Genomic DNA, 12236 nt, shown 5'->3' on the forward strand with positions numbered 1-12236 from the left:
TGATTACTGAAACTCCTGCAAATTCCAGTTACCGATATCTGCGCCAGCGCCCTCCCCGTTTTCCTGACCATCTGCTCCCAGGGTATAAACATCAAACAGCCCTTTTTCACCCGGGCTGAGATACTGATAATCATTGCCCCACGGATCCTTTGGCAGTCGTTTAATGTATCCACCGGTACGGTAGTTACGGGAATCCGCCATATTGGCCGGTTGCTGGATCAGCGCCTCCAGCCCCTGTTCGGTAGTCGGATAACGCCCGTTATCCAGTCGGTACATATCCAGCGCATTCTCCAGCGCCACGATATCGCTGATGGCTTTTTGCCGATCGGCTTTCTCTTTGTTGCCCAACAGGTTAGGCACCACCAGACTTGCTAGGACGCCAAGAATAACAATCACCACCATCACTTCCAGCAGGGTAAAACCTGCCCGTGGTTTTTGTGTGCGGGATAACGAATTCATGTGATAACTCCGTAAATTACATTCCAACCATATTGTTCAGTTGCAGCATCGGTTCGAGGATGGCGATGACGATAAACAGCACCACGCCCGCCATCATCACCACCAGCGCCGGCTCAAACAGCCCTAACGCCAGCCCCACCTGGGTATCAAATTCCCGTTCCTGGTTGACCGCGGCCTGTTCAAGCATGGTTTCCAGTTCACCGCTCTGTTCGCCGGAGGCGATCATGTACAGCATCATCGGCGGGAACAGGCGCAACTCCGCCAGCGCGGCGCGCAGGCTGCTTCCTTCGCGGACGCGATCTGCCGCTAGCAGCAGTTGTTGCTCGACATAACGATTTGCCGACACGGCGGCGGCGGTCTGAATGCCTTCCAGCAGCGGAACACTGCTGGCGGTGAGGATGCTTAATGTGCGGGAAAAACGCGCCGTATTCAGTCCGCGCGCAACACGCCCCGTCACGGGCAAACGCAGCAAGGTTTTATCCCAGCGCAGGCGCATCGCAGGATTTTTGAGTAGCCGTTGCCCCAGCACCAGAAGCCCCAGCAAACCCGCCAGCCAGTACACGCCGCTGGTCTGTAACGTGTCGCTCATGGCGATGAGCATTCGGGTGGAGGCAGGCAGCGCGTGTCCGAGATGATCAAACTGTTCGATAATTTTCGGCACTACTGCCGTCAGCAAAATAGTGACCACGCCCGTTGCCACCACCAGCAGTACCAGCGGGTAGAGCATGGCCTGCAGCAGGCGTGATTTCAGATGCTGCCGCTGTTCGGTGTAATCCGCCAGGCGATTGAGCACCACGTCGAGATGTCCGGATTTTTCTCCGGCAGCGACCATCGAACAAAACAGGGAGTCAAAGACGCGGGGATGTTCGCGCAGGCTGTCCGACAGGGTATAACCTTCCTGAATCCGGCTGCGCAGCGCCATTCCGAGGCTTTTTACATGCAGTTTTTCACTTTGCTCACTGACCGCCTGTAAGCAGGTTTCCAGCGGCATTGCTGCCTGCACCAGCGTTGCCAGTTGGCGTGTGAACAGCGCCAAATCTGCCGCCGCCACGCGACGATGTGCATGCCGCCGACGCTGCAACATTCCCCCTGTCGAAGCATTCAGCCGGGCTTCAATGTGCACGGGGATAAGCTCTTTACCACGCAACAATTGACGGGCATGACGCGCGGAATCCGCCTCAATCATTCCTTTGGTTTTGCGACCATTACGCTCCAGCGCCTGATAGTAAAACAGTGCCATTACGCCTCCATGGTTACCCGCAGAACTTCATCGAGAGAGGTTTCTCCGGCGAGCACTTTCTCAATGCCGTTGCTGCGGATACCCGCAGAGTGTTGCCGGACATAACGTTCCAGCTCCAGTTCCCCGGCCTGACGGTGGATCAAATCACGTAATGTGGCGTCCACCACGATCAGCTCATGGATGGCAGTACGTCCGCGAAAACCTTTGTGATTACAGGCGGGACAGCCCTGCGGATGGTACAGCGTGACGGTTCGCGCATCGGTAATCCCCAGCAGGCGTTTTTCTTCGTCGGTGGCAGGCGCGGACTGGCGGCAATCGGGACACAGCGTGCGAACCAGTCGCTGCGCCATCACGCCCGTCAGACTGGAAGAGAGCAGGAAAGGCTCAACGCCCATATCCTGCAAACGCGTGATCGCCCCCACCGCCGTGTTGGTATGCAGCGTGGAAAGTACCAGGTGTCCGGTCAGTGAAGCCTGAACAGCGATTTCTGCGGTTTCAGTATCGCGGATTTCACCGACCATCACCACATCCGGGTCCTGACGCAAAATCGCGCGCAGGCCACGGGCGAAGGTCATGCCGACGCGGGTGTTAACCTGCGTCTGACCGATCCCTTCAATCATGTATTCGATAGGGTCTTCAACCGTGAGAATGTTACGCGAGTGGTTGTTCAGCTCCTGCAATCCAGCGTACAGCGTGGTGCTTTTGCCGGAACCGGTCGGCCCCGTCACCAGAAAAATGCCGTGCGGTTTGTGTAACAGCTGGCGCAACTGCGCAGTCAGTTCGAGACTTAAACCCAGACGCTCCAGCGTCAGGCGAGCCTGGTTTTTGTCCAGCAGTCGCAGCACCACCCGTTCCCCCCAGGCGGAAGGCATGGTGGAGACACGCACGTCAATCGCCCGACCGCCCAGCAGCAGCGCAATGCGCCCATCCTGCGGTACGCGTTTTTCGGCGATATCCAGCCGTGCCATCACCTTAATACGCGATACCAGCAGCGAGGCCAGTTTGCGCCCCGGACGCAGCATTTCATGTAGTGTGCCGTCAACACGAAAACGGATCACCAGACTCTTTTCAAACGTCTCGATGTGGATATCCGAAGCGCCTTCTTTAATCGCCTCTGCCAACATGGCGTTGATCAGTTTGATGATTGGCGCATCGTCGTCACTTTCCAGCAGATCTTCCGTTTCCGGTAGTTCTTCTGCGAGAGTAAAAAAGTCCTCAGCAGAACCGAGATCTTCCATCAGCTGGCGGGCCTCGGAAGAGTCCCGCTGCCAGACCGCATTCAGCCGCTGTTCAAATTCGGCCTCGTCGATTTGCCTCAGCGTAAAAGACGCGTTCAGCCCCCGCTGCAGCTCCTGCAAAACAGAGAGCGACAACGGATGAACATGGAGGATCTCCAGCGACGCTTCGCACCATGCCACCAGGCTAAACCGACGGCTGAAACTGTAGGGCAGACGCACGGTGTTAGCGGTGGTTTCCTGTGCTACAGGCACCATTAACGCGTTCTCCCGGCATTAAGGAACGCGCGAACTTCTGGCGGTAGAGCCTGATTTTGCGCTGGCAGTACCGGCTGCGCGGTGTGCGGCATCAGGCTCAAGCCTTGCTCATCGCGATAGATCTGTTCGGCGCGCATATAGTTATATTTGCGCTGCGACACGCCGTCTGCCGCCATACCGTCACGCAGAATGGTCGGGCGGATAAATACCATCAGGTTACGTTTTTCTTTTTTATCCGCCGTCGATTTAAACAGGTTACCAATCAATGGGATATCGCCAAGCAGCGGCACTTTCGCCACGCTTTCTCCCGCCTGATCGTCCATCAGACCGCCAAGCACGATCAGCTCACCATCGTTTGCCAGCACGGTGGTTTTCAGTTTGCGCTCGCCAAACACGACGTCGAGACTGGTCTGTCCTTCCACCTTCGACACTTCCTGCTCAATCACCATCTGTACCGCGTTTCCTTCGTTAATCTGCGGCGTGACTTTCAGCATGATGCCGACTTTTTTCCTCTCTACCGTATTGAAAGGATTGCTGTTATTAGAGCCAACAGTAGAGCCGGTTAATACCGGAACGTCCTGGCCCACCATGAAGAAGGCTTCCTGGTTGTCCAGCGTGGTGATACTCGGCGTGGAGAGCACGTTCGAGCTGGAGTCGTTTTTGACCGCCTGTACCAGCGCCATCCAGTCGCCTTTCACCACGCCAACCGCCGTACCGCTAAAGCCAGAAAGAAGCTGAGCGAGCGTGGAGAGATCGCCGTTAGTATCCGGGTTAATGGTGGTAGCGCCGTTTTCACTGATCACCGTGGAGCCTTTCTGCGGTTTTGCCTGAGAAATGGCTGCACCCAGCGTGCCAATAGGGATCTGCGTACCGTTAGCAAACTGCATTAATCCGGCATCTTTCGACGCCCACTGCACGCCGAAATTGATATTGCTACCTTCGGCAACTTCCACGATCAACGCCTCGACGTGCACCTGAGCACGGCGAATATCCAGTTGTTCAATCACGCTTTGCAGCGACTGCATGATGTCCTGCGGCGCGGTAACAATCAGGGCATTACTGTGTTTGCTGGCGGCGATGGAGACAACCTCACGCCCGCTACCGACGGTGCCTTCCGCCTCTTCTTTAGCCGCCGTGAGCGTGCCGCTGACCTGCTTCAGTACATCGACCAGATCTTCGGCTTTGCTGTATTTGAGATAGAAAACCTGGCTGTTGCCGCTGCGTTCCATTTCTGAGTCCAGCCGACGGATCAGGCGGCGCATTTTGTCCCGCGTGGCCGGGTCACCACTGACAATCACACTGTTGGTGCGTTCGTCGGCGACAATTTGAGATTTCAGCGTCGCAGGCTGGTTCTCGCCGCTGTTTTTCGTCAGGCTTTCCAGCACGCGGGCGATTTCCGAAGCCGAGGCGTTATCCAGCGGGATCACCTCTTCGGTGCGATTACCCGCATGATCCACGCGCTGGATCACTTCCGTCAGGCGCTCCACAACTGAGGCGCGTCCGGTAAGCATAATCACGTTGGAGGGATCGTAATTAACAACGTTGCCTGAGCCTGCGCTGTCGATCATCTGGCGCAGAATCGGTGCCAGCTCGCGTACCGACACATTACGTACCGGCACGACTTTGGTGACCATTTCATCGCCCGCGTAGTTGTCGCTGCCTTCACCAACCAGCGGCAGCGGCTCGACTTTCGCGGCACTGGATTTCACCACCTTCAGCACGTCGTTTTCCATCGGTACGACGGCATACCCCTGTGCTTCCAGCAGGTTAAGGAATAGCTGGTAATACTGGCGTTCATTGAGCGGGGTCATGGTGCGAATACTCACTTTCCCCTGAACGCCCGGCCCCATAATGATGGTTTTATTAAGGTTAGCGCCGACGGTTTCGATGAACGATTTCAGGTCGGTATCTTTAAAATTAGCGGTGAAAGTGGCTTCTTCCGCCCAGACCGGTGAACTGCATAATGCCGCTGCCAGCACCAGCGCCAGTAAACGCTTTTTTGTTTTGAGGCCAGTTGTCTTCTTACGCCAGACCGACAACGTCATATCACGCCAAAACACGATGAATGATTCTCCTGGATTAAATGCGGTTAGCGCAGCGCGATGGAAATGTCGTAGCGCGCACCCTTGCGTAAAACCGTAAGTTGAATGGAATCCATTGAAGGTAACTGCCGCATCAGAGCAATCATTGCTCGTGGATCAGTGAAATCCTGCTGATTTAGCGCAATGGCGATATCGCCTTCCTTAAAACCGCTGGCATCGAACAGAGAACGATCTGCCCCCGGTTTCACTGCATAACCGACAATCCCTTCCTTACGCACAGGCGTAAGCTGGATATAGTTAAAAATTTTCTGCGGATCTTTCGCCAGTGCCTGACGCACGGCAGCCGGGATCTCAACTGGCGCACTGGCAGCAGGCTCAGCAACAGCTTGCTTTGCTTCGTCGCTGACGGCTTTTTTGCTGGTCACGGCTTTGGTGGGACGCTTCTCTTCTGCCAGACTCAGACGTTCCATTTTCCCCTGATAGCGCAGCATCACATGGTCACGATTAATTTCCTCAATCACCGCGTTGTGAGAGCCAAGCCGTTCGCCCTGTAAATAGACCTGCTGTTTGCCGCCTTCTTCAATCACCGCGCCGGGTCTGGCACCAAAGGCGATCCCGCGCAGCACCACATTAAGACGCGTTTCTGCCACAGGCGCAGGTTCGGGTTGTTTTACCGGTGCGGCGACGGGTTGATATTTGCCAAACCAGTTTTGTTGGCTGACTAATTGCACGTCATTTTTATCGAACGGTTTTGCATCCGCACGGAGCGGTTTATTCGCCGATGAGGAAACCGCCGTATATTCCGCAGAAAAGGAGAAATAGCGCCAGAGTGAATACGCCATTTTTGCAGAAATAATAAGCAGCATGAGCCAGAACATCCCGCGCACCATTTTTCGCAGATGCTCTTTGTCTGTATTAAGAGATTGTCTCTGGCTAAGAGTGTGACGAATTTTTGTCAGCAACTGAATGAGATAAATTCGTGCGTCACGAAAAACAACCCGCGCCAATTTATATCTACCCGACGTTATGCTTTGACTATTCCACAGGTGGTACGATCCAGTTTCCGCTGATACTGGTTTCCTGTACGTGTATCATTAATCGTTATGCTGTAATTAATTCCCTCGGTAATCATTAATTTCACCGTCGGGTCAGCGCACATTTGTCGTTGATAGCTGGTTAAAAAGGCATCAGGTGTCTGCGTGGTCTGAGCACCCGCTTCGCTGATAATGGTCATTTTTACCGTCGTGCCGCTACTTTGCGCCAGCACTAAGGTATATCCCGCAGATTTAATCGGCAGGTTTTGGCTGATATTTTGCGCCTGTTTTTTCGCCAGTAAACTGGCATTTTCATTATGGCCGGCACAGCCACTTAATAATCCTGTAACGCTCAACAATAGCGATATTAATACCCTCCCTGGCATTTGTTTTATCGACATGGTAAATAATCTCTAAGGTTATTAATAAGAGTTAAAATGTCACTTTGATAATGACGTGGTTATCATTAAAACAATGCCTGTAGATAAAGTGTTGCTATACCGCCCAGACTTAAACACGGTCCAAAAGGCAGTGTGGTTGATCCTCTTTTTGTAATAACGGCATATATCAGGCCGCAGCATGATGCGATTAAAGCAACATTGGGTAGCGACAACGGCCCCACCCAGCCACCTAACGCAGCGAAAAGTAATACATCGCCCATGCCTAATGCTTCTTTACGCAGAACTATTCCGGCTATCCAGCGCAGGGAGTAAAAAGTGATAAACCCCACCAGGACGCCGGTAACTGCGTCTTGTAGCGTTAACGGACTCTGTTGCGCCCATGCCGCAATCAGCCCGGTCCACAATACGCCCTGAGTAAAAACATCGGGCAGCCATTGGTTATCGAGGTCAATGACGCTCGCGGCAATCAGCCAGGCGGATAATATCATCACCGCCAGCCCCCATCCACTTTCTGGCCACACCAGACTCGCCAGCAAAAAAGCGAGTGCCGTCAATAACTCCACCAGCGGATAACGCTTGCTGATTTTCGCCTGACAGTCGCGGCAGCGCCCTTTGAGCATCAACCATGAGAGCAGCGGAATATTGTCACGAACGCGGATGGTCTGCTGGCAATGCGGACAGTGCGAGCGTGGCAGCGCCAGGTTTATTTTTGACTGCGTACTCGGCATTTCACCGTGAAACTCCGCCATTTGTTGGCGCAGCATGATGGGGTAACGCCAAATCACCACATTCAAAAAACTGCCGATGATCAATCCTCCGACGGTTGCCAGTATGGGCATCCCCGCGGGGTATTGCTGAAAAACATCAAAAAGCATGGTTAAAGGTTGTTTGTTGTAACTTGCCGGATGCGGGCCTGCGGGTGTATGCCATATGGCTTTCCTCCAGGCCCGATGCGCCTTATTTCATGCCGGATGCGGCGCGAGCGCCTTATCCGGCATACAGGCTTACTCAGCTGACATCTTATGCTCGGTAACCTGATTAATGGTTTCCGGCCCTTGCTGCGGTTTCGGCAGATTAAGCGCCGCCAGCGTCTCGTAAGCCGACTGGCTCACACCGCCCTCGAAGTTCATCTCGCTCGCTCCCGGTAACTGGTAAGCATTCGCGCCCGGATTCCATTTCTTAAAGAACTCCGAAAGATCCGTCTGAGCGACCCAGGAGGCACACAGCATCAGCTTGTCGGCAGCGTTACCGTTGGATTCGGCACAGTAATTTCTTTCGCCAAACTTGGTTTTGCCAACATCATCGCCGCGTGCTTTACGGTGCATCAACTGGAACAGGTTCCAGCCTTTCATCCCTTCACGATCGCTGTAGAACTTAGGCAGGTCACCTTCTGGATACCACTGTTTGATATCAAAGTTTTTCTCTGCCCACTCCTTCAGCTGCGCGTACATCAGCAGACGGTCGCCCGCACCGCCGCGCGCCCATGCCTGACCGTTGCTCTCCTCCAGATATTCCGGCGCGACAGTAATATCGTCAGCGACACGGTTCATCTTGCCGAGATAGCGATCCTGCATGTACAGCGCCAGAACGTTGTTCGCTACTTCAGTTGCGCCAGGAACAGTCAGCGGCGTTTCGGCGGCGTTGTGCCCTACTTCGTGCCAGATCAACCAGTCGTTCAGCGGCGTCGTCGGCAGCGTGGTGCTGTTCGTCGAGAAGCTGCTGTTCATTACCGGATAACCCGAGTGCGCATCACCGATGGAGATCTGCACATCGTTGGTGAAACGATGCTTGTGCCCCGTCAAGTTTTTATAGGTAAACATCCGGTGCTTACCGTCTTCATCATTACGACCGTAGAAGTCATTCATCGAGCTGGCAAAGGTATCCAGATCTTTAGCGAATTCTGCTACACCACCAGTGAAATTGCTGGCCTCAAGGTTCTTCTTCGGCGTGGTATAAACGAAAGCGTCTGATTCCAGCTCGCCCAGCGGCGCAGGGGAGTTCAGAGCGTTTTTCCATTCGCCGTCTTTATAGAACGGCGCTTTTACCACACCAGTAAAGGTGAATTCGGCTGACTCATTCTTTGGGCTGTTGCCCTTGATATAAATCAGACCACCGTAAGGCACCTTGAAGGTCACCTTATCATTGGCTTTCAGATCATAGGTTTTCGTCACTTTTGGCGGACGGTTCAGCGCGACTTCATGCTTCTCGCGTCCGGTCAGATCGTCGGCCAGCGCCACGGTGACAGTCACAGGAACTGATGCAGAAGACTCAATGGTGACCTCTTTCTGAGCCGGAGCCCACAGGCCAGTAGACTGCATGTTACCCGCAAACCATTTGGTCGGATTGGAGTACAGGCTGATGGTTTCAGTAACCTTCTCACCTTCTGCCGATACCGCTCCCGGATACTTCTCGACATCAACTTTGATGTTCAGATCCCACCAGGAACGACCCAGCATCAGGCGCGTCAGCGGTTTTTCCATATAGTTGAGCGGATAGCTCGGGTTCATCATGCCCGCTTTATTAACGCTCTTCTCGCCGTAGATCATGTTGTTATCGACCAGCGATTTTTTCAGCTCATCAGAACACTGCGTGCCGCCAGTATAGGCATCGTTGGCGTAGCAGTTCAGGAACTCGGTGAACGTTTTAAAGCCCAGCTCGTCATCCTTGTCGTTTTCATAGCGATATTCAATTTTATTCCACAGCCAGACCGACATGTTCTGGTACAGACGTTCCAGATCGACGCTGCTCAGACGCTCACCTTTGCGACCATTGGTCCGGAAGTAGAGCTCATGCTGATACAGACGCTGAATGTTGGTGCCTAAATCCGCAGCCTGCACCATCGCTTTTGCCGTGTCGGCGTTAAGGCTTAGTTGCGTATACTGTGGAACATACATGCCACCAGTAACCGGAACCCCCGTGCCAGGACGATATTCCAGACAGTTGACCTCGTAGTGGTAAGTTGGGTCCTTACACTCCTTTAATCCAGGAAACTTCTCAAAGATTTTTGCCTTCGCAGCCTTCAGAGAATCCTCTGTTTTATGATCGGCCTCATCAATAAAGGCATAACGCGTTTCCTGTTTGCCATCTACATCTTCCAGCCAGCTGGCAACTTCCAGCTTCGGTTTGTCATCAGGTTTGTTTTCTACCTGATATTTCCACTTAACTTCCCCTGTCTTACTATCGATGGTGTACGGCAGCGCACCATCTACGGCAGGATAACGTTCATAGACCCAAATGCCCGTTGCGCGCTGCTGACGAACGCGGTTCGGATACCCTTGCGGATCGTTATTTACTACCGACTTGTTCAGTGCCATCGACAGACCTGCGGCATCAAGCAGACGTACAAAGCCAGACGCGCTCTCTTCCTTAAGATTGCTCATCACGTTTTCCATGATCAGCACCGATCCACCTTTGTTCAGATAGGCGATCAGATCGGTCACATCCTGCTGAGTCAGCTTCGGTTTGCTGGTATCTGCTCGCAGCGGGATTGCATAAGGATCGTTACCAACCTGAGTCACATACTCAAAGCCGTTGAGGATCAGCAGCGGCATTTCCTGCGGGTCGAGATCGCCATAGCTACTTAAATGCTCAACAGAGATACCCGCAAAATCCGGATGAAAGCCGAACTCAGCGCTGTTTCCTGTAACCTGACCATGACGTTTGAAATAGACAGTATCCAGGTTGGTGCCTACGGTCATGCTGGCTTTCGCGTCCGGCGTCCATTTATCGTCGGACAGATAGCGCAACACGTTCTGCATAAAGTGCTTCATATCATTAGAATCACTGTTACGCGTACACTGACCGTTTTTATCAACACCGCCTTCCCAGCTGTAACCGTTCGGACAACGCAAAATGCTGTTGTAGTGCGGGTTACCGATAACCATCAGTTTGCCCTCACCGACTTGCCCCAGCGAAATAAACGGCAGGTTAAAGGTGGCGGTATCGCGCGTAACGTTTTCCGGCTCAACGAGAGAAGGCGCTTCCGTAATGTACGCCAGCTCGTTTTTATCCCAGGCGCGTTTTTCGCCAAACGCCAGCCAGTAGTTTTTATCATTACGCGCCATCAGAATCGGGAAGGCCGCGTTGGAGATATTCACCACTGCCTGACCGCGCGCATTACCGGTACTGCCATAGAAGTTGGTAGAGTCATGGAAGACGTGGAATTTCGTCACTGATTTGTAATCTTTATCCACACCCCACAGCTTGTTGATAACGCCCTGAATCTGACCTTCGTTAACATTGCGTGCTGTCAACGAGAACCAACGCTGAGAGTTGCAGCCCCCAAGGGAGTCACAAATCGCCGTATCAATCTCTTTAGCCTGCCCGGATTTAAACTGCTCAAGAAATTCGTTTGTCCGCTCAAAGGTTTGATCGCCTTCGCTCAACGCCTCGCCATTGGATAACGAGAGATTGATAATCTCGTTGATTACGTTGGGATACTCGGCAAAGACCTTGCGCACTACGTCCGGCACTTCACGCTCATCATTTTTTCCGGCCTGGGAGTAACGATGAATAAGCTGATCAATATTCGCGCCGCGAACTTCGTCACCCAGTTCAGTCAACGCAATGGTCGACTTATTGCCGCGCACTGAGCCCAGTTCAAAGGTGTCGATACCAAAGGAGATGGTTTCGCCCCAGCTGAAGTTGAATTTGCCGTTTTCGCCAGTTACGCCACGGCCTGAGCTGGTGTAGTAATTTACGCCAACCACACCATTGCCCATGCTATCTACCAGTCGGCCTTCGGAGAGAATGATTTCAGTGGGTTGATACTGATAAAACTGTTCCGCGTTAGCCGACACGAAGGAAGCGTTCAGATCCGGTTTTGTTCCCGGCGTGGTGACGGGCACAACCGGTGAAGTATGAGTGGATGGCGCTTTATCGGTCGCGGCATTGTTTTCCACCTCTTCATTGACCAGCTTTTTGAACTCTTCCGGTGCCAGATCGATTTGCTTATACAGCGAGTCGAAACGTTTACTCTCGATCACTGAGGAGAACGTCAGGCAAACCTGTTCTGTATTCGCCGGACAGCTGTTACTGGACGTTACCAGCGAAACCGCATTGCTTTTCTTGTCATCGGAAGCTGCCAGTTCTTGCGCGTCCTCAAGACTAAACGACACTTTTTCAACCGCACGCAGGCTACGCGCAGCTTCTGACTGGGTGTCGAAGGTAGCAATTGTCGTGTTACCCGCCACGCAAGTAACGTCCTCACCAGGTGTAAATGTAAAGCCATCGCTGGATTCACCATTACAAGTAGCACCAGTTACCCGCTGGCTTCCGCCCAGGGTCAGATAACCCGTTTTCGTAGGAACAGGTTCTGGCTCCGGTTCTGGCTCAGGATCAGGTGTCGGTTCCGGCGTAGGTTCTGGGTCCGGCGTTGGCTCAGGCGTCAGCTCCGGGTTTGGTGTTGGATCAGGTTTCACTTCCGGCAAAGACCCTGTTCCAGAATCTACAGGCGGCGTATCGGAGGAAGATCCGGAGCCACCGCCATCACAACCGGCTAACAGGGTTGCACTCAAAATAGCCGCTAAAAGCGATTTCTTATATTTAAATTTCTTATTCATTAATAA

General features: G+C 53.2%; 8 protein-coding genes. All 8 read right to left on the reverse strand.

What is annotated here, in order from left to right:
- Positions 1-3: 3 nt before the first annotated feature.
- Entirely contained in the window at positions 4-459 is a 456-nt protein-coding gene (gene gspG, locus C4F37_RS11360) for a type II secretion system major pseudopilin GspG (protein WP_001087296.1), read from the reverse strand.
- A gap of 16 nt (positions 460-475) precedes the next feature.
- Entirely contained in the window at positions 476-1699 is a 1224-nt protein-coding gene (gspF, locus tag C4F37_RS11365; RefSeq protein ID WP_001173425.1) for a type II secretion system inner membrane protein GspF, read from the reverse strand.
- On the reverse strand, positions 1699-3192 hold the full coding sequence (gene gspE, locus C4F37_RS11370) for a type II secretion system ATPase GspE (protein ID WP_000249375.1): 1494 nt from the start codon (positions 3190-3192) through the stop codon (positions 1699-1701). The genes gspF and gspE overlap by 1 nt, the downstream gene beginning before the upstream one ends.
- The gene (gene gspD / locus C4F37_RS11375; protein ID WP_000498847.1) at positions 3192-5252 is read right to left on the reverse strand and encodes a type II secretion system secretin GspD; all 2061 of its coding nucleotides are present in this window, start codon (positions 5250-5252) and stop codon (positions 3192-3194) included. Before gspD ends, gspE begins: the two co-directional genes overlap by 1 nt.
- A gap of 29 nt (positions 5253-5281) precedes the next feature.
- Positions 5282-6241 carry a type II secretion system protein GspC gene (gene gspC, locus C4F37_RS11380; RefSeq protein ID WP_001305091.1) on the reverse strand — a complete coding sequence of 320 codons (960 nt, stop codon included), beginning with the start codon at positions 6239-6241 and terminating at the stop codon, positions 5282-5284.
- 17 nt (positions 6242-6258) lie between these two features.
- Positions 6259-6669, reverse strand: a complete 411-nt coding sequence (gene gspS2 / locus C4F37_RS11385) for a type II secretion system pilot lipoprotein GspS-beta (protein ID WP_001305092.1) — start codon at positions 6667-6669, stop codon at positions 6259-6261.
- Between the two features lie 65 nt (positions 6670-6734).
- On the reverse strand, positions 6735-7544 hold the full coding sequence (gene pppA / locus C4F37_RS11390; protein ID WP_001335851.1) for a prepilin peptidase PppA: 810 nt from the start codon (positions 7542-7544) through the stop codon (positions 6735-6737).
- A gap of 129 nt (positions 7545-7673) precedes the next feature.
- Positions 7674-12230 carry a lipoprotein metalloprotease SslE gene (gene sslE / locus C4F37_RS11400; protein WP_001774042.1) on the reverse strand — a complete coding sequence of 1519 codons (4557 nt, stop codon included), beginning with the start codon at positions 12228-12230 and terminating at the stop codon, positions 7674-7676.
- Between the last annotated feature and the right edge of the window lie 6 nt (positions 12231-12236).

This window comes from Escherichia sp. R1 (assembly GCF_003000935.1).
GTDB classification, from domain to species: Bacteria; Pseudomonadota; Gammaproteobacteria; order Enterobacterales; family Enterobacteriaceae; genus Escherichia; species Escherichia coli.